The 16,774-nt window shown below is 75.2% G+C and carries 18 protein-coding genes; 6 read left to right on the top strand and 12 right to left on the bottom strand.

Annotated features, from left to right (window positions below):
* Positions 1-127: 127 nt before the first annotated feature.
* On the top strand, positions 128-637 hold the full coding sequence (locus ACZ7RU_RS08700; RefSeq protein ID WP_470340138.1) for an NUDIX domain-containing protein: 510 nt from the start codon (positions 128-130) through the stop codon (positions 635-637).
* A gap of 88 nt (positions 638-725) precedes the next feature.
* Here ACZ7RU_RS08700 and ACZ7RU_RS08695 read toward each other — a convergent pair whose 3' ends face one another.
* From ACZ7RU_RS08695 to ACZ7RU_RS08680, 4 genes are all read right to left on the bottom strand, one after another.
* Positions 726-1,487 carry a Clp protease N-terminal domain-containing protein gene (locus tag ACZ7RU_RS08695; protein ID WP_470340137.1) on the bottom strand — a complete coding sequence of 254 codons (762 nt, stop codon included), beginning with the start codon at positions 1,485-1,487 and terminating at the stop codon, positions 726-728.
* Positions 1,488-1,565: 78 nt separating this feature from the next.
* On the bottom strand, positions 1,566-2,309 hold the full coding sequence (locus tag ACZ7RU_RS08690) for a tyrosine-protein phosphatase (RefSeq protein WP_470340136.1): 744 nt from the start codon (positions 2,307-2,309) through the stop codon (positions 1,566-1,568).
* Between the two features lie 173 nt (positions 2,310-2,482).
* A complete protein-coding gene (locus ACZ7RU_RS08685; RefSeq protein ID WP_470340135.1) occupies positions 2,483-3,208 on the bottom strand; it encodes a VC0807 family protein in 726 nt (241 codons plus the stop codon).
* Positions 3,209-3,388: 180 nt separating this feature from the next.
* Positions 3,389-4,084, bottom strand: a complete 696-nt coding sequence (locus ACZ7RU_RS08680; protein ID WP_470340134.1) for a hypothetical protein — start codon at positions 4,082-4,084, stop codon at positions 3,389-3,391.
* Positions 4,085-4,641: 557 nt separating this feature from the next.
* Between ACZ7RU_RS08680 and ACZ7RU_RS08675 the strand changes: the two genes are divergently transcribed.
* The 4 genes from ACZ7RU_RS08675 to ACZ7RU_RS08660 all read left to right on the top strand — a co-directional run bounded on the left by ACZ7RU_RS08675 (position 4,642) and on the right by ACZ7RU_RS08660 (position 8,878).
* The gene (locus tag ACZ7RU_RS08675) at positions 4,642-5,400 is read left to right on the top strand and encodes an RNA polymerase sigma factor (RefSeq protein ID WP_470340233.1); all 759 of its coding nucleotides are present in this window, start codon (positions 4,642-4,644) and stop codon (positions 5,398-5,400) included.
* Entirely contained in the window at positions 5,397-6,455 is a 1,059-nt protein-coding gene (locus ACZ7RU_RS08670; RefSeq protein WP_470340133.1) for a hypothetical protein, read from the top strand. Before ACZ7RU_RS08675 ends, ACZ7RU_RS08670 begins: the two co-directional genes overlap by 4 nt.
* 411 nt (positions 6,456-6,866) lie before the next feature.
* Positions 6,867-8,441 carry a protein kinase domain-containing protein gene (locus tag ACZ7RU_RS08665; RefSeq protein WP_470340132.1) on the top strand — a complete coding sequence of 525 codons (1,575 nt, stop codon included), beginning with the start codon at positions 6,867-6,869 and terminating at the stop codon, positions 8,439-8,441.
* Positions 8,442-8,503: 62 nt separating this feature from the next.
* A complete protein-coding gene (locus ACZ7RU_RS08660; RefSeq protein WP_470340131.1) occupies positions 8,504-8,878 on the top strand; it encodes a VOC family protein in 375 nt (124 codons plus the stop codon).
* 207 nt (positions 8,879-9,085) lie between these two features.
* On the opposite strand, the gene ACZ7RU_RS08655 is transcribed toward ACZ7RU_RS08660, so the two are convergent.
* From ACZ7RU_RS08655 to ACZ7RU_RS08625, 7 genes are all read right to left on the bottom strand, one after another.
* The gene (locus ACZ7RU_RS08655; RefSeq protein WP_470340130.1) at positions 9,086-9,796 is read right to left on the bottom strand and encodes a class I SAM-dependent methyltransferase; all 711 of its coding nucleotides are present in this window, start codon (positions 9,794-9,796) and stop codon (positions 9,086-9,088) included.
* A gap of 275 nt (positions 9,797-10,071) precedes the next feature.
* Positions 10,072-10,593, bottom strand: a complete 522-nt coding sequence (locus ACZ7RU_RS08650; protein WP_470340129.1) for an ion channel — start codon at positions 10,591-10,593, stop codon at positions 10,072-10,074.
* Positions 10,594-10,644: 51 nt separating this feature from the next.
* Positions 10,645-11,286: a response regulator gene (locus ACZ7RU_RS08645; protein WP_470340128.1), complete on the bottom strand. Its 642-nt coding sequence runs from the start codon at positions 11,284-11,286 to the stop codon at positions 10,645-10,647.
* A complete protein-coding gene (locus ACZ7RU_RS08640) occupies positions 11,283-12,416 on the bottom strand; it encodes a sensor histidine kinase (RefSeq protein ID WP_470340127.1) in 1,134 nt (377 codons plus the stop codon). Before ACZ7RU_RS08640 ends, ACZ7RU_RS08645 begins: the two co-directional genes overlap by 4 nt.
* 288 nt (positions 12,417-12,704) lie before the next feature.
* Entirely contained in the window at positions 12,705-12,992 is a 288-nt protein-coding gene (gene tatA / locus ACZ7RU_RS08635) for a Sec-independent protein translocase subunit TatA (protein ID WP_470340126.1), read from the bottom strand.
* Positions 12,993-13,253: 261 nt separating this feature from the next.
* Positions 13,254-13,889 (bottom strand): class I SAM-dependent methyltransferase, encoded by a 636-nt coding sequence (locus ACZ7RU_RS08630; protein WP_470340125.1) that lies wholly within the window; start codon positions 13,887-13,889, stop codon positions 13,254-13,256.
* A gap of 211 nt (positions 13,890-14,100) precedes the next feature.
* Complete coding sequence (locus tag ACZ7RU_RS08625; RefSeq protein ID WP_470340124.1) at positions 14,101-15,684, bottom strand: MFS transporter; 1,584 nt, start codon at positions 15,682-15,684, stop codon at positions 14,101-14,103.
* 122 nt (positions 15,685-15,806) lie between these two features.
* Here ACZ7RU_RS08625 and ACZ7RU_RS08620 point away from each other — a divergent pair, with 122 nt between their 5' ends.
* Positions 15,807-16,412 carry a TetR/AcrR family transcriptional regulator gene (locus ACZ7RU_RS08620; protein WP_470340123.1) on the top strand — a complete coding sequence of 202 codons (606 nt, stop codon included), beginning with the start codon at positions 15,807-15,809 and terminating at the stop codon, positions 16,410-16,412.
* Here the strand turns inward: ACZ7RU_RS08620 and ACZ7RU_RS08615 are convergent.
* Positions 16,402-16,719: a cupin domain-containing protein gene (locus ACZ7RU_RS08615; protein ID WP_387752703.1), complete on the bottom strand. Its 318-nt coding sequence runs from the start codon at positions 16,717-16,719 to the stop codon at positions 16,402-16,404. The two genes, ACZ7RU_RS08620 and ACZ7RU_RS08615, sit on opposite strands and share 11 nt — an antisense overlap.
* Between the last annotated feature and the right edge of the window lie 55 nt (positions 16,720-16,774).

The following is a 16,774-nucleotide window of genomic DNA, read 5'->3' as shown; positions in this document are numbered from 1 at the left end:
AGGACCGCCGGGGCGGCTTCGACTCATCGGTCGGGTGGCTGGGCGGGCGGCTGGGCGGCCGGGCGGATGGCCGGGCGGGCGGGTGGCAGAGTGGGGGCACCGAACCCACCTGCCCAGGAGGAGCGCTGTGACGGCTGAGCCCTTGAAGTCCCGCGAGGAGTGGCTGGCCTCCCTGCCCCGGATCTACGCGGCGGCGGGCTGCCTGCTGCGGGACGAGTCGGGCCGGATCCTGATCGTGAAGGCCGGGTACCGCGAGCACTGGCAGTTCCCGGGCGGCACGATCGACCTCGGGGAGGGCCCGGTCGAGTGCGCCGAGCGGGAGCTGACGGAGGAGACCGGCATCGTCCAGGCGGCCGGTGCGCTGCTGGCGATCTCCTGGACCCACGCCTCGGCCGAACTCGACCACCCCGCCCAGCACTTCCTGTTCGACTTCGGCACCGTCCCGGACGGCACCCCCGTGACCGTCCCGGCCGGTGAACTGGACGACTACCGCTGGGCGTCGGTCGAGGACGCCGTGGAACTGCTCGGCCCGGCCCGTTCGGCCCGGCTGCGGGCGGCACTGGAGGCGCTGGAGGCGCTGGAGACGACCGGGGGCGGTCGGGTCCGGATCGTCACCACCCACGTCTCCGGATTCTGAGCGGAAGCGATCGGCCGCGCGCGGAAGTGCCCTGCCCCGGACGGGGGTTCCGTCCGGGGCGGGGCGCCGGGGCCTCACTGCTGCGGCCTCACTGCCGGGGCTCGGACTCCGGGTCCCGGGCGGCGATGATGGCGGCGATCGTCTCGGCGACGAAGGTCTCCGTCTCGGCCTTGTCCACGTTCAGCCCGGCCAGCACGCCCTGGCCGTTCTCCAGTTCCAGCAGCGCGAGCAGGATGTGCTCGGTGCCGACGTAGTTGTGCCCGAGCTTGAGCGCCTCCCGGAAGGACAGCTCCACCACCTTCTTGCCCTGGGCGTCGTACGGGATCAGGGCGGGCACCGTCTGCTCGACGGCGGTCGGCAGCGCGGCGGTGGCCGCCGCGCGGACGGCCTGCGGGGTGATGCCCTGGGCGGCGAGCGCCTTGACCGCGATGCCCTCCGGCTCGGCGAGCAGGCCGAGCAGCAGGTGTTCCGCGGTGATCTCGGCGTTGTTCGCCTTCCTGGCCTCCTCCTGCGAGGCCACCACGACCTTGCGGGCCCGGGGCGTGAACCGGCTGAAGCCCTGGCTGGGGTCGAGGTCGTTCGGGGTGCCCGGGTCCTTGGGGACGAAGCGCTTCTGGGCGGCCTGCTTGCTGACGCCCATGCTGCGGCCGATGTCGGTCCAGGACGCGCCGGAGCGGCGGGCCTGGTCGACGAAGTGGCCGATGAGGTGGTCGGCGAGGTCGCCGAGGTGGTCGGCGGCGATGACCGCGTCGGAGAGCTGGTCGAGCGCGTCGACGTGGACCTTCTTGATCGCGGCGATCAGGTCGTCGAGGCGCAACGGAGTGGTGTTGGGAACAACGGGATTCTCCATGCGTCAACCGTAGGTTGTCGACCCGGAAGTCGTCAACCATCGGTTGACGATGATCGTGGATGGAGTCGGCGGCCCGCGCTACGCGGCGGGCAGCAGCCGCTCCCGGACGGCGGCGACCGACTCGGGCGCCACACCCGCCGCGAGCAGGTAGTCGACCGGGTCGAACCCGTCGAGCGCGGACGCCAGGGCGGCCTCGGCGGTGGTCCCGGCCTCGGCGAGCACCGCGTCGATCCGGCGGTACGGGTCCGGCAGGCCCAGCATCCCGTACAGCGGACGGATGTTGGGGCCGCTCAGCAGGTAGTCCTCGGTGATCGAGGCCCGGTCGACCCCGGCCAGGGCGAGCAGCAGGACGGCGGCCAGGCCGGTGCGGTCACGGCCGGCGCCGCAGTGCACGACCACGCCGCCGGGGCGGGCTCCGGCGATCGCGGAGACCAGCGCGGCGGCGGCGTGCGGGCAGTGGTCCAGGTACGGGCGGAGCGCGAGCGGGGTGCCGTCCAGTCGGCCGTGGGCCTCCCACCAGTCGGGGCCGGCCAGTTCGTCCAGCGGGACGCGGATCAGCTCGACGTCCTCGGGGAGCGGGAGGAGCGGCCGGTGCTCCTCGGCGTTGCGCAGGTCGACCACGGTGCGGACGCCGTGGTCGAGGAGGGCGTCCCAGCCCTCGGCGGTGAGGCGGTCCAGGTTGTCCGCCCGGACTATCGCGCCGCGGGCGGTGGGGCGACCGGAGACGGTGGGCAATCCGCCCAGGTCGCGGACGTTCAGGCAGCCGTCCCAGACGAGCGTGCGGTCCTCGGTCCTGCTCGGCGCGTGCGTCGTCCGGTTCATGGGGCTCCCCGTTTCCTCGTCAGGGGTCCCGTTACCCCGTCGTTATGTAACGACTCCCGGGAGATCCGGATGGTTCCTCGCTGTTCGGGTCCTCGGAACCGGCTGTTCAGGGAGTGGCGGACCAGGTGGTCGGGGAGTGGCGGACCGGATGGTCGGCGGGCCGGACCGGGTGGTCAGGCGGCGGTCGGGGCCTCGGCCTCGGCGCGGACCAGCCGCTCCATCGGCTCGGTCGCGATCCGGCCGAACACCGAGCCGGTCACGATCGCCCCGATCAGCAGGACGGTGGACAGCCACGCCATGGTCGACACCGGCAGGGTGAAGGCGCCGACCACCCGGGCCGCGCATTCGGCCAGCAGCGCGGTGCCCCAGATGCCCGCGAACAGGCGCTCGTGGCGGCGGAAGGCCCGCGAGCCGGCCGCCCGGCCCTCGACCAGCCGCTGCCAGGCGGCGGTGCGCTCCCGCCGGCCCTTGGTGAGGAAGGGCATCACCATCGGGGTCATCACCGATCGGCCGAGCAGACCGGAGACCAGGATCGCCAGCGCCACGGTGCCGCTCAGGCCGCCGTCCTTGGCGATCATCAGCCGGGCGTCGCCGGTGACGAAGGTCAGCGCCAGACCCGCCAGGTTGACGGTCAGCATCAGGGCGGCCCACAGGTTGAGCCTGCGCTCGCGCAGCAGGCCGAGGACCGTCCGGGCGGCCGGGAAGGCGCTGCTCCAGGCCAGCGCGGCGACCTCGCTCAGGCCGAAGGCCGAGTGCAGCAGGTAGTAGCCGGCCAGCGGGGCGGCGACGTCGAGGGCGAGCGGGCGGAGACCGGAGGCCAGCGGGTTGGGCGCCGCGGCGTGGGCGGCGTCCGCGGTGGCGGTGCTGGGGACGGCGGCGGCGCTGACGGTCTGGCTCACGGTGGGTTCCTCCCCGACTGGTGGCCGCGGGCCGCTGCCCGCGTCGTGCCTCCAGTCTTTCGGTCCGATCCCCCGTCAGAGCAGTGCCGTCCGTTGCCTCCTCCGCGTGACAGTTGTCATGGCGCGTGCCGTGACGCCGGCTCCGACCTGCGGATTTGTGCACCCTCGGCGGGGAGCGGCCTACTCCTCGTCGGGGAAGGTCCACAGCTCGCGGCCCAGGGTGTCCAGGCAGCGGACGGTGCCGAAGCGCTCGTCGTCGGCGGACAGGAAGCCCCGGGCCACGCCGTCCAGGACGGTCCGGGCGACGCGGTCGCCGCGGGTCCAGGCACTGGTCAGCACCAGCGCCTTGTCGGTCGGCTCGGCGCGCCGCACCCGGGCCACCGCGGCGGTCGGCAGCGCGGCGTTGACCGCCTCCAGTTCGGCGGGGAGGAGGTAGGCCTCCCCGGTGGGGGCGCGGTCCCCCTCGGCCCGGCGCCGCAGTTCCGGCAGGCCGTAGTGGCGGACGGCGGCGACGGCGTCGTCCAGCGGGAGCCACCGGCGCGGCCCGGGCAGCACCTCCCACCAGACGTCCTCCCCGACCGGCAGCACCTCGCCGGTCCGGGCCCGCCAGGTCTCGATGCCGTAGCGGGTGCGCGGGTCGGGCCGGTGGCCGGGGAGGTCCATGAGGGTCCAGTCGGTGCGGCGGACCGCGCTGAGTTCGAAGGTGAAGGGCACCCGGTCGGCGGCGGGGCGCTCGACCAGGCCGAGCGGCAGCCAGTGGGTCTCGTCCGGCAGGCTGAAGGTCCGGCGCCACCCGGTGAGGCCCAGGGCGCGCAGCGCGGGCGCGAGGTGCTCGCGCAGGCCCTCCGCGTGGAGCTCGTGGGCGGCCGTCATCATGTTCTCTCCCTGCCGATCGGTCGTGCCGGCCGGTGCCGGTCGTGCGCGCCGGTCGGACGTGTCGGGCGTGCCGCTCGTCCGTGCCGCTCGTCCCGCTGATCGGGCCGCCCGGGGCGGCCCCGTCGCCGACGGCCCCCGGTCGGTGCTGGTCCCCGGCGGGACGGCTCAAACCATGCGGGCTCGTGCGCCCGGGGCCGACAAGGGTCGTGCGTGCACAATCGGTCGCGGCGGGGGCGCGGTGGCGGACCGGGCACGTCGGCGGACCGGCGTCCGGGGCGGGGTGGCTGCCCGGACTGCTTCGCCCACCGACAACGTAGGCGGGGCGGGCCCCTCCGGGCCGCGGGCGAACGGCAGCGGTCCTCGGGACCTCGGCCCCGGTCGGCTCGGTCTTTCGGCCGGCGCCGAAGTCGTCGCCCGAATGGCGCATCATGTGGGGGGTGCAGAGTGCAGAGCGCCCCGGAGCGGGCACCGACAGCCCCGTCGGCCGGTCCGGACGAGTACCACCCGCCGACCCGCCACCGCCACCGCCGCCGGGCCCGGCCCCCGGTCCCCCCGACCTGACCGAGGCGGTCCGGGCCGCGCAGGACGGGGACGAGGAGGCGTTCCGGCTGCTGTTCCGGACCGTCCAGCCGGCTCTCCTGCGCTACCTGCGGGTGCTGGTCGGCGGCCGGCCGGAGGACGTGCAGGACGCCGAGGACATCGCCTCCGAGACCTGGCTGCAGATCGCCCGCGACCTGCGCGGCTTCTCCGGCGACGGGGACGGTTTCCGCGGCTGGGCCGCCACCATCGCCCGGCACCGCGCCCTCGACCACCTGCGCGCCCGCCGCCGCCGTCCGGTCACCGACCTGCCCTTCGAGCAGCTGGTCGAGCTGGCGGCGGGCGACGACACCGCGCGGGCGGCGCTGGCCACGGTCGGCACCGCGGACGCGCTGGCCCTGATCTCCCGGCTGCCGCGCGACCAGGCCGAGGCCGTGCTGCTCCGGGTGGTCATGGAACTGGACGCGGAGAGCGCCGCCCAGGTGCTCGGCAAGCGGGCCGGCACCGTCCGGATGGCCGCCCACCGAGGGTTGCGGCGGCTGGCCAAGCTGGTCGAGCCGCTCGGCTCCGGGGTCGGCATCCCGGCCGCCCGGGGCGCCGGAGCGGCGGCCGGAACCGGTGGCGGAACCGGTGCCGGACCGGGCCCTGAGGACTCCGGGAAGGCCGCCGGAGTGAGCGTGGGCGAGGCCGCCGGGCGACCCCCGGGGAAACGCGCGAAAAAAAGTTCTCCGCAGGGTGTGACAGAACACCGGGCCGCGACGCTGAAGGACATGAGATGAGCACCAACCGATCCCGTCGGATCGACCGTGACGCCGCCGAGCAGCTGCTCGGTGGTGCCGTGGGCGGCCCGTCGGCCGGGCAGGACGCCTCGCTCACCGGACCGGACGGCGGTCCCGGGCAGCTCGCCCGGGTGCTCGCCGCGGCCGCCGCCCCCGCGACGGCCGAGGAACTGGCCGGGGAGGAGGCCGCCCTGGCCGCGTTCCGGAAGGCGCGTCTCACGCCCGCACCGACACCGACCCCCGTCCGGAGACGATCGATGGCAACCGCCGCGCTGGCCAGGGCCTTCAGCACGAAGGCCACTGCCGTCGTGCTCGGCACCACCGCGCTGTGCGGTGTGGCCGTCGCCGCCGGCACCGGCAACCTGCCGTCCCCGCTGGGCGGCGGCCCGTCCGCGCCGGAGCGCGGGCTCACGGGCCAGGGCGCGGCCACCGGCTCCGCGTCGGGCCCGGCGGCCGCCGGCTCGTCCGTCGGCGTGGCCCCGTTCGGTGCCGTGGCGTCCGGCTCCGCCGATCCGTCCGGCACCGCCTCCGCCGGACCGCAGGCGGTCGTCCCGTCCGACGCCGCGACGCCCGGCACCCCGACGGCCGAGGGGCGCGGCGGCCGTTCGGCCGTCCCGCCCGCGCTGCTCGGCCTCTGCACCGCCTTCGCCGACCGTACGGCCAAGGGCGAGCGCCCGGGCCGGCTGGCCGGCGAGGCGCTGTACGGACCGCTGGTCGCGGCGGCCGGCGGCGCGGACCGGGTGGCGGACTACTGCGCGGCCGCGATCGGCGACAGGGACGGCGACCACCAGGGCGCCACCAACCCGAGCCGCGATCCCGCCCGCACCGGCACCGCTCCCGGGGCCGGTGGCGGTTCCGGAGCCAGCGCCGGAGCCGGCAAGGGGGGCACCGACGGCGGCCGGACCGGCGGCGCCGGCAACGGCGGCACCGGTGCCAGGCCGGGGGGTAAGGCCGGCGTGACCGTCGCGCCCGTACCGACCGGCCCGGCCACCACCCAGGACGTCCGTCCGAGCAGGACCGACCGGCCCGACGACGAACAGTCGGCCGCGAGGTAGCCCCAGATCTCCGGGTGGGCGGCGAGCGACTCCCCCCGGGCTCGCCGCCCATCCGGAACAGCACCACCCGCGGTACCAGCACCACCCGCACCACCAGCGGGTAGCAGTACCACCCGAAGACCCCGGGTGGCCGGTCGGCTCCCCCGTGCCGGCCGACCACCCGGCCGGCCCCGGCCGGACCGCTGGGCGCACCCCGGACGCGCCCGCCGGTCCGGCCGGCCCGGAAAAGTGCGGCCCGCCCTCCCGCAGTCAGGGCGGGCCGCACCCCCGTGCCGGCGGCCGGGGGACCGCTGCCCGGTCCCCCGACCGCCACCCTCCGCCCCCGGTCGGCCCGTTCGGCAGTGCGGCTATCGTGCACAGGTGCACGAGGCGGCCCGGGACCCCGGGCAGGGCACGTGAGGGGAGCTCCAGGTGATCGGACGGGCGCTGAACGGGCGTTACGAACTCGTCGGCATGCTGGGCGTCGGCGGCATGGCCACCGTCTGGCGCGGGGTGGACCGGGTACTGGGACGCCAGGTGGCCGTCAAGGTCCTGAACGGCGGCCTCGCCGACGACCCCCGCTTCTCCGAGCGCTTCAGCCGCGAGGCCCAGCACGCGGCCATGCTGGCGCACCCGAGGATCGTCATGGTCTTCGACTCGGGTGTGGACCAGGGCACCCCGTTCATCGTCATGGAGCTGGTCAGCGGCCGTTCGCTGGCCGCGCTGCTGGCGGAGCAGCGGACGCTGCCGGTGGAGCGCGCCGTCGGCATCGCGGCGGCGGTCTGCGAAGCGCTGTCGGTCGCGCACGCGGCCGGGCTGGTGCACCGGGACATCAAGCCCGGGAACATCATGATCACCGACGACGGGGGGGTGAAGGTCGTCGACTTCGGCATCGCCCGGGCCGGCTCCTCCGGCAACCTGACCCAGACCGCGAGCGTGCTCGGTACGGCCGCCTACCTCTCGCCCGAACAGGCCACCGCCTCGGAGCTGGACGGGCGGACGGACCTGTACGCGGTCGGCTGCGTGCTGACCGAGATGCTCACCGGCGCGACCCCGTTCACCGCCGAGACCCCGGTGGCGATCGCCTTCAAGCACGTCAGCGAGCAGCCGCTGCCGCCGTCCGTCCGCCGCCCGGGCCTGCCGTCCGCGCTGGACGCGGCGGTGCTGCGGCTGCTGGCCAAGAACCCGGCCGACCGCCCGGCCGACGCGGCCGCCGCCCGGGCCGAACTTCTCGGCACCGTACCTGGATTGATGGTCGGCGATCCGACGGCGGAGCTGCTCGCGAGCGCGGCCGGGGCGGCGACCCGGCTGCTGCCGCCGGTGCCCCACTCACCGGCGCCGAACCAGCAGCACACCACCGTGCTGCCACCCCGACCGCCGGCCGCCACCTCGATGATGGCGCCGGTCCCCGTTTCGGCACCGGCTCCCGGCTCCGCGCCGGCTCCCGCCTCGACCGCCGCCCGCGGCCGCCGAAAGCCGCTGGTGCTGGGGGCGTTGGGCGTGGCGGGCCTGGCCGGCGTCGCCGCGCTGGCGCTCACCGCCTTCGACGAACCGGCCGGCAGGACGGCCGCCGCCAAGCCGGCCGCGGCCACCGCCCCGGCTTCCAGGCCGGCCACCACCCCGGCGCCGACCGCGACCGCGACCTCCACCGCGACCTCCGCGGCGCCCACCCCTCCGTCGGCGGCCCCGGCGTCGACCCCGCCCGTCCCGCGCAACCAGCCCGCCGCGCTCCAGATCCAGTCCTTCCGCCAGGCGGTGGCCCAGGCCCGTGTCGGCAAGGAGCGGGACAAGCAGACGGACCTGCTGAAGATCCTCGACACCGCTGCGGCACGCCTCAACGAGGGCAGTCCGGACGACGCCGCCCAGGAGCTCAGGAACGCCCAGAAGGTGGTCAAGGACCTGGGCAAGAAGCACGCCGTCGACGTCGCGACGTACGCCAACTGGAACGCCAGGCTGTCGGCCCTGTTCGCCACCCTGCACACCGCCGCCGACCTCCAGGACGACTGACGGAGGGCCCCGCCCCGGGCGTTCCCGGCCCGTGCGCGCCGCTCGAAGGCCACAATGGCGCCATGCTGACGATCGGTTCCCTCGTCCTCGGTGTCTCCGACATGCGCCGCGCCGTCGCCTTCTGGACGGCCGCCCTCGACTGCGTCCCGCGCGGCGGCCTGGTCGAGGACGACTGGACGGTCCTCGTTCCCGCCGGGGGCCGCGGCGGTGTGCAACTCGCCCTGGGGCTCAGCGAGTCGCCCGTCCAGGAGCACCCGCGCGTCCACCTCGACCTCTACGCGGGGGATGCCGCCGACCAGGCAGCCGAGGTCGAGCGCCTGCTCGCCCTCGGCGCGGAGCGGGTCGACTGGGACCGCTACCCCGAGGACCCGGACTTCGTGGTCCTCGCCGACACCGAGGGCAACCGCTTCTGCGTCATCGACACCAGCCGCTCCTGAACGCACGGCGTTGTCCACAGCCTGTGGACAGAGCTGTGGGGTGACCCCCGGCGTCCGAACGACGCCCCGGGGGCAGAACGGTGCGGGCGAACGCCAGTCGGCCCCTCGCGGGGCGAGGGGCCGACGGAAGCGCGACGGGGGCGGCGCGGGCGGGCGCCGTGGGTCCGCGGCTGACGGCCCCCGACGAGGCTCCCCGCGCGGTGGCGCCTACTTGGCGGCGGTGAGGGGCTTGCGGGCCCGGGTCAGCAGGGAGACGCCCGGCAGCTTCTTGACCGGCAGGTAGCGTTCGGCGGCGATCACCGTGCTGAGCGCCTTGTTGACGAGGGGCGGCACGTCGTCCAGGTCGCTGCCGGTGCTCTTCTTCCGGCGCCAGGCGGCGGCCGGGCGCAGCAGCACGTTCCAGCTGTCCAGGGTCTCCATGGTGAAGCCGCTGTCGACCACCACCTCGCGCAGGGTGCTGCGGGTGTAGCGGCGGACGTGGCCGACCGCGACGTCGTGCGCCGACCAGAGCTTCATGTCGCTCGGCACCGCGATGAGCGCGACCCCGCCCGGGCGCAGCACCCGGTGGATCTCGGCCATCGCCGCGTCGTCCTCCTCGATGTGCTCCAGCACGTCGAAGGCGACCACCAGGTCGATCGCGCCGTCGGCGACGGGGAGCCTGCGGGCGTCGGCCCGCATCACGGCGAGCCCGCGGTCGCGGGCCACCTCGGCGCCCTCCGCCCCGTACTCGACCGCGATCGGCTTCCAGCCGTGCGCCCGCAGGACCCGGGTGTTGCCCCCGCCCGCGGCGCCGATGTCCAGGGCGGTGCCCGCCTTGCTGAACTTGGCGAGTTCCCGCGCCAGCAGTATCCGCCGCTCCTTGTACCACCAGTGCCGGTCTTCGAGCTCGGCGAGCTTGCGCACCTCGTGGCCTTCCACGGATCCTCCCGGACTTCTTGGTCCCCTGGCCGCCGCGGAACGCATCGTCCGATCGACCGAGCACATGAGAATTTCGTGAGGCCACTCTACGGGTACCGCGTCGCCGCAGATCAAGGCAGCCCGGTCGGCCGGACCGCGGTGCGGGCCGGGTGTCGGCGGGCGGCCCGGCGTCCTCGGTCGTGCGCCGGGAGTCCGGCCAAGTTCGCCTCGGATGAGATTTTTTGACAGTGGATCGGAAGATCGGGTCGGGCTGGCGCGGTGGGCGGGGACGGCGCTCAGTCCTGCTCGCGGATCCTCCGCTCGACGTTCCCGCGGATCGCCTGGGACGCCGTCCCGGCGGCCGCCGCGAGGAACACGAAGTTGTACCCGATCTGGAGCGTCACCACGAGCCGCGCCGTCTGCCCCTCCGGCGTGATGTCCCCGTACCCCACCGTGGCCATCGTCACGACCGTGAAGTACAGCGCGTCCAGCCGGGTCTCCAGCCCGGCGAACTCCGCCCTGCGCGCGCCCAGCACGAAGTACGTGCCCGCGAAGACGGTCAGCGCCAGGAAGATCAGGAAGACCAGCCAGACCACCGGCCGTCTGGCGGTGCCCCGCAGCACCCCGACGATCTTGACCAGCATCAGCCAGCTCATCCCGACCAGTGCCCCCGCGAACACCAGCCAGCTCACCAGCGGCCGGCGCTCGCCCAGCCACTCCAGCGGCAGCGTGAAGTACCCGGCCATCAGCAGCGCGGACGCGCCGATCAGCCAGAACCAGGCCTTCAGATCGGCCGGCGGCAGCGGTCTCCCGGACATCCCGCCCAGCCTGCCCGCCGCTGCCGCCGCCCGCCCGTCGGACTGCTCCGCTCAGGCCAGCCCCCGCTGGATGGCCAGCACCGCCAGCCGTACCCGGTTCGGGCTGCCCGTCTTGGTCATCAGGTTGGACACGTGGGTCTTCACGGTCGTCACCCCCAGGTGCATCCGCCCGGCGATCTCCGCGTTGGACAGCCCGTCCGCGAGGTGCCGCAGCACCTCGCCCTCCCGCTCGGTGAAGTGCACGGGCGATGCCCGCCGCTCCGCCCCCGCCCAGCCCTCCGCCGCCCGCGCCACCACCCGCCGCAGCACCGCCGGGCTGTACGGGCTCTCGCCGGCCGCCGCCCGTCGGACCGCGTCCAGCACGGCGGCCGGTTCGACGTCCTTGGCGAGGAAGCCGCAGGCGCCGGCGGCCAGGGCGGGGTAGAGCCGGTCGTCGTCGTCGAAGGTGGTCAGCACCACCACCCGGGCCGAGGGAAGCCGGGACAGCAGCAGAGCGGTGGCCGCGATGCCGTCCGTCCCCGGCATGTGGAGGTCCATCAGCACCACGTCCGGCCGCAGCCGCACCGCGAGCTCCACGGCCTGCGCGCCGTCCGCCGCCTCTCCGGCCACCGTCAGGTCGTCGGTGGACTCGACCAGCATCCGCACCCCGGCCCGGACCAGTTGCTGGTCGTCGACGATCAGCACGCCGGTCATGCCGCCGCCCCCAGCGGCCAGCAGGCGGCCAGCCGCCAGCCGTCCGGGACCGGCCCGGCCTCGATGGTGCCGCCGACCAGGGCCACCCGCTCCCGCATGCCGAGCAGCCCGTGCCCGCCGCCGCCCACGGAGGCCGGGCCCGCGTCCCCGCCGGTGTTCTCCATCTCCAGCTCCACGTTCCCGTCCTCCGTCGTCGCCCGCAGCCGGACCCGCGCCCCCGGGCCGGCGTGCTTCACCACGTTGGCCAGCCCCTCCTGGACGAGCCGCAGCACCGTCAGCCCGCCGACGGCGTCCAGTTCGGCGAGCCGGCCGCCGATCACCGCGTCGACCCGCAGTCCGGCCGCCCGGGACCGCTCCACCACCCCGGCGACGGCGGCGGGCAGGTCGGCGGTCTCGGCGAGCAGCGGGGCCAGCTGCCCGGCGTCGGGCTCGCGCAGGGCGGTGAGCAGCCGGCGCAGGTCGGCGAGGGCGGCGGTGGCCCCGGCGTGCACGTCGTCCAGGACGGCGGTGAGCCGGGGGTCGGCGTCCGGCAGGACGTGCCGGGCGACCCCGACCCGCAGCACGGTGGAGGCCAGGTGGTGGGCGACCATGTCGTGCAGCTCGCGGGCGATCGCGGCGCGCTCGCCCATCCGGGCGCCCCACTCGGCGAGGTCCCGGCTGCGTTCGGCCTCCCGGGCCCGCTCCTCGGCCGCCCGCCGCACCCGTTCGGCGGCACGGAGGTACCCGGCCAGCAGCACCGGCACGCCGCCGAACAGCGCCGTCCGGTAGAGCGCGGCGGGCACGGACGGCCAGGCGTGCGCCAGCTCCGCGCAGAGCAGCACGGCCCCCAGCCACACCACCGGCCGGCCCCACCGCCGTAGGGCCAGGTCGAGGAAGGCCGCCGCCACGCCGACCTTCACCTCCACCTGCACGGCGTGCGCCACGGCCGGGACGGTCAGCGCGCACTGCCCGAGCGCCACCGCGAGCGGCAGGCGCCCGCCGAGCGCCGCGAGCAGCAGCGCGCCGGCGGCGACCGCCCAGTCGGTCGCCGTCAGCGTCTCCGGACGGCCCGCCAGCAGCAGGTACCCCAGCCCGGAGGCGATCAGCGCGGGCCGCGGTAGCCGCGCGCCCCTCCACGTCGTTCCCCACACCCTGTCGAGCGTAGAAGGGGTGGCGCCCCGGGTGATCGTCCCTCAGGCCGAGACCGGGGCTCCTCCTTCAGGCCGCCCTGCGGCCGCTCGGCCCGCCGCGGCTCGTCCAGCGGCTCCAGCACCGCCAGCACGGCGACCGGCCCGCGGGGCAGACGGAGCGTCACCAGCACCGGTCCGGGTAGATCGGACGGCCAGTCGACGGTCAGGCTGACCGAGCGGTCCGGAAGGGCCCGGAACGCCGGAAAGCCCCTGGTGGCTCACCAGGGGCTTTCCGGAGGAGAAGGGGGATCAGGCGGTCGTCTCGGGCCGCTTGGTCTCGGTGGCCTTGGTCACGTTGGTCGGTGTGACGGCCGGTCGGTCGGCGCTCTGCTGGGGAGCGGCGGTGCTCTGCGCGGTGCCGGCGGCGGCGTCCGCCGGGGCGTCGTCCTCGCGCATGGCCTTCGTCTCGGCCTTCAGGATGCGCATGGACTTGCCCAGACCACGGGCCATCTCGGGCAGCTTCTTCGATCCGAACAGCAGGATGACGACCGCCAGCACCACGAGAATGTGCCAGGGCTCAAGACCGTTACGCAGCATCCCTGGCCACCGGTCCCTTCTTGTCTCTAGGGTCATGGCGGGCGTTAGTGCCCGTGCTGGCCAGTATGCCTGGCACTTACGGCGAACGGATACACCAGCCGGGAAACGCTGGCCAAAAACCAGGTGCCGTTCGAACGGATCGCGAGTACCGCGACGTCCGGTCGGCCGAATCCGGGTGCCGAAGCTCACATCCGCCGACCATGCTCGGTGCGCCCCGTGCGTTCGGTGCCCTCGGTGGACGAACGGCGCGGGCCCCGACGCTCAGCGGGGCCGACGCGCCAGCAGGTAGCCGCGGCGGGTGGCGGCCTCCTCGGGCAGGCTCTCCCGCTCCAGCCGGGCCTCGACGGTGAACCCGGCCCCGGTGAGGTGTGCGGCGACGGTGTCGGTCTCCAGGAAGTGGAAGTCGACGTCGACCGGGTGGCCCCACCACTCCTCCATCCGCCGCACCTCGGAACCCAGGTGGAAGGAGACCAGCAGCACCCCGCCGGGCCGCAGCACCCGGCGCATCTCGGCGAAGGCGGGGGTCAGTTCCGCCGGCTCCAGGTGGATCACCGAGTACAGGGCCACGGCGGCGGCGAACTCCCCGTCGGCGGCGGGCAGCGCCAGCAGGTCCCCGGCACGGAAGACGGCCCCCGGCTGCTCGCGCCGGGCCAGCTCGACCATCCGGGGCGAGAGGTCGATCCCGACGACCTGCGCACCCTGCCCGGCCAGCCACCCGGCCACGTGCCCGGGGCCGCACCCCAGGTCCGCCACCGGCCCGCCGGCCGCCTCCTCGACGACCGCCCGCAGCAGTGCCCGGTCGACCGGCTTGTGCGCCAGCTCGTCCCCGATCCGCCCCAGGTACTCCTCGGCCACCGTGTCGTAACTCCCGCGCACCCGCGCGTGGTCAGTACCCATGCCGCCACCCTGGCACGCCGGGCCGTCCCGGCGCCCGCCGTTCCGGGCCCGCACACCGCATGTGCGCCAGGCCCACCCACTCCCGCCGCGCTGCCACCCGCTGCACGGCCCGCCCGCCCGTCCGCTCCCCGCCCGGTCCGGGACGGCGGAGAGCCCCCGCCCGGGGTGGGCGGGGGCTCTCGATGACTCGCGTGGATCGGGCCGGGACGGATCAGGCGGCGACGGCCTCCGGCGCGGGGGCGGCCACGGGGGCGGCGGCCGGGAGGTGGCGCATCAGGCGGTAGGCCAGGACCGCCGCGCCCAGGGCGGCGACCAGGCCGACCACGGCCGCGACGTGCAGGCCGTCGGTGAAGGCGGTGCGGGCGGTCTCCAGCAGGTCGGTGCCGAGCCGGCCGGGCAGGTGGGCGGCGACGGTGACCGCGCCGCCGAGGGTGTCCTGGGCGGCCGTGGCGGCCTCGCCGTCGCCCCCGGCCGGCAGGGCGCCGTCCAGCCGGTGGCGGTAGACCGCGGCGCCGGCCGCGCCGAGCAGGGCGATGCCGAGCGAGCTGCCGAGCTCGACGGCGGTCTCGGAGGTGGCGGAGGCGGCGCCGGCCTGCTCGACCGGGGCGGCGGAGACGACCATCTCGGCGGTCATCGTCATGGTGCCGACCGTCCCGGCGGCCAGCACGCCGGCCGCGGTGAGGACGAGCGGCAGCGGGGAGTGCGCGCCGACCTGGGTCATCATCGCGAAGCCCGCCGAGCCGACCAGGAAGCCGCCGCCCATCAGTACCGCCGGGCGGACCTTCCCGGCCAGCGCCGAGCTGATCCCGACCGCCGCGCCGACGCCCACGCTCGGCACCAGTGACCAGAGCGAGGCGGTCAGCGGGCTCATGCCCTTGACCAGCTGGAGGTACTGCGAGGTGAAGAGGGAGAAGCCCATCATCGCGAACATCGCGACGGTGTTGACGCTGATCGCGCCGCTGAAGGTGCGGATCCGGAACAGGCTCAGGTCGAGCAGCGGGTTCGCGGCGGTGCGCTGGCGCCACACGAAGGCACCGGCCAGCAGCAGTCCGGCGGCCACGGCGAGTGCGGGCAGCGGGCTCCAGCCCTCGACGGAGATCGTCTTGACGCCGTAGACCAGCGGCAGGATCGCGGCCAGCGAGAGCGCGGCGCCGAGCAGGTCGAAGCGGCCGCTGGGGGTCCCCCCGGCCGAAGGCCGGGAGAGGACGGTGGAGCGGTACTCGGGGAGCAGGACGGGCGCGGTCAGCAGGACCAGGGCCATCACCGGGACGGCGAGCAGGAAGGCGGAGCCCCACCAGTAGTGCTCCAGCAGCAGGCCACCGGCGACCGGGCCGAGGGTGGCCCCGGCGGTGAGGATGCCGCCCCAGGCGCCGAGTGCGATCTGCCGCTGCTTGGGGTCGTGGAACATGTTGCGGATCAGCGCGAGGGTCGAGGGCATCACGGTGGCCCCGGCGGCGCCGAGGGCCGCCCGCGCCGCGATCAGCTGGCCGGCGTCGTGCGACCAGGCGGCCAGCAGCGAGGCGCCCGCGAAGCCGGCGGCGCCGATCATCAGCAGTCGGCGGCGGCCGATCCGGTCGCCCAGCGCGCCCATCGTGATGAGCAGCCCGGCCAGCACGAACGAGTACATGTCCATGATCCACAGCTGCTGGGTGCCGCTCGGCGCCAGCGTGGTGGAGATGTACGGGACGGCGAAGAAGAGCACGCCCATGTCCATGGTGAGGACGAGCGTCGGGAGCAGGAGGACGGCCAGGCCGATCCATTCGCGACGGCCTGCGCGGCCGGTGGTTGCGGTCATGGGGAAGACCGTACGGATGAGTCAGACGATTGTCTAGTACGTATGTGTAAATCGCTCGTACAAGACGACCGAGTGAGACGCCTGTGCGAGACATCCGTCCAGAACTTCCGTAGGATCGGGGCATGGGAAACCGCGAAGACCTGATGGCCGGCGCCAAGCGCTGCCTGTACGAGAAGGGCTACGGGCGCACCACCGCCCGTGACGTCGCGACCGCCTCCGGCGTCAGCCTGGCCGCGATCGGCTACCACTTCGGCTCGAAGGAGACGCTGCTCAACGCGGCGATGATCGAGGCGATCGGGGAGATGGGGGAGGCTCTGGGCGCGGTGGTGATCGCCGCCAACCAGGTGTCGGACGACCCGGAGGTGCGCTTCGCGGCCGTCTGGGACGGCCTGCGGGACGTCTTCGTCACGCACCGCGGGCTCTGGGCGGCCCAGTTCGAGGCGCTCGCCCAGGCCGGGCACGCCCCCGACCTGGCCCAGGCCTTCGCGGCGGCCCAGAAGGAGGGCCGGCTCGGGCTGGCCGCGCTGTTCCAGGGGCTGCCCGAGGTTCCGGACACCGCGGAGGAGGTCGCCCGCGGGTCCTTCTACCAGACCCTGCTGGCCGGCTACTGCGCCCAGTGGCTGGCCGCGCCCGAACTCGCGCCCAGCGGGCAGGAGTTCCTGCGCGGACTGCGGCTGGTCTGCGACAGCGTCTTCAACCCCGGGGAGGCCGGGCCCGCTACGCGGTGACGGCGGTCAGCAGCACCACCGAGTCGACGTGCGCCAGCAGCCCGTGCCGCTCCTGCGGGACGGGCTCCAGGCGGCCGGCCGCCAGCTCCAGCCGCCGGCCGGCGATGGTCAGCGAGACCCGGCCGCGCAGCACCTGGACGCTGCCCGCGGTGGGCGGGTTGTGCTCGTCCAGCGCGGTGCCCGCGGTCAGCGCGATCACGGTCTGCCGCAGGATCCCGTCGTGCAGGACCAGATGGGCGCTGCGCCCGTGCGGGCTCTCGGCCGCCAGGGCGGCGTGCTCCACGGCGAGCTGTTCGAGATCGGGCATCGCGCCTCCTCCTCGCTCCGCGCACGCCCCCGTGAGCCCAGGGTCGCGGACGCCC

Source organism: Kitasatospora sp. NPDC114501 (assembly GCF_055633695.1).
The sequence above is the reverse complement of the archived record's forward strand: the minus strand, read 5'-3'. Positions and strand labels throughout refer to the sequence as shown.

Bases quoted from the DNA above. Each gene is read 5' to 3' on its own strand.
- ACZ7RU_RS08615 (WP_387752703.1), bottom strand. From the start codon at position 16,719: ATGCCCGATCTCGAACAGCTCGCCGTGGAGCACGCCGCCCTGGCGGCC.
- ACZ7RU_RS08690 (WP_470340136.1), bottom strand. From the start codon at position 2,309: ATGAACCGGACGACGCACGCGCCGAGCAGGACCGAGGACCGCACGCTC.
- ACZ7RU_RS08695 (WP_470340137.1), bottom strand. From the start codon at position 1,487: ATGGAGAATCCCGTTGTTCCCAACACCACTCCGTTGCGCCTCGACGAC.
- ACZ7RU_RS08645 (WP_470340128.1), bottom strand. From the start codon at position 11,286: ATGACCGGCGTGCTGATCGTCGACGACCAGCAACTGGTCCGGGCCGGG.
- ACZ7RU_RS08625 (WP_470340124.1), bottom strand. From the start codon at position 15,684: ATGACCGCAACCACCGGCCGCGCAGGCCGTCGCGAATGGATCGGCCTG.
- ACZ7RU_RS08670 (WP_470340133.1), top strand. From the start codon at position 5,397: ATGAGCACCAACCGATCCCGTCGGATCGACCGTGACGCCGCCGAGCAG.
- ACZ7RU_RS08660 (WP_470340131.1), top strand. From the start codon at position 8,504: ATGCTGACGATCGGTTCCCTCGTCCTCGGTGTCTCCGACATGCGCCGC.
- ACZ7RU_RS08650 (WP_470340129.1), bottom strand. From the start codon at position 10,593: ATGTCCGGGAGACCGCTGCCGCCGGCCGATCTGAAGGCCTGGTTCTGG.
- ACZ7RU_RS08620 (WP_470340123.1), top strand. From the start codon at position 15,807: ATGGGAAACCGCGAAGACCTGATGGCCGGCGCCAAGCGCTGCCTGTAC.
- ACZ7RU_RS08630 (WP_470340125.1), bottom strand. From the start codon at position 13,889: ATGGGTACTGACCACGCGCGGGTGCGCGGGAGTTACGACACGGTGGCC.
- tatA (WP_470340126.1), bottom strand. From the start codon at position 12,992: ATGCTGCGTAACGGTCTTGAGCCCTGGCACATTCTCGTGGTGCTGGCG.
- ACZ7RU_RS08680 (WP_470340134.1), bottom strand. From the start codon at position 4,084: ATGATGACGGCCGCCCACGAGCTCCACGCGGAGGGCCTGCGCGAGCAC.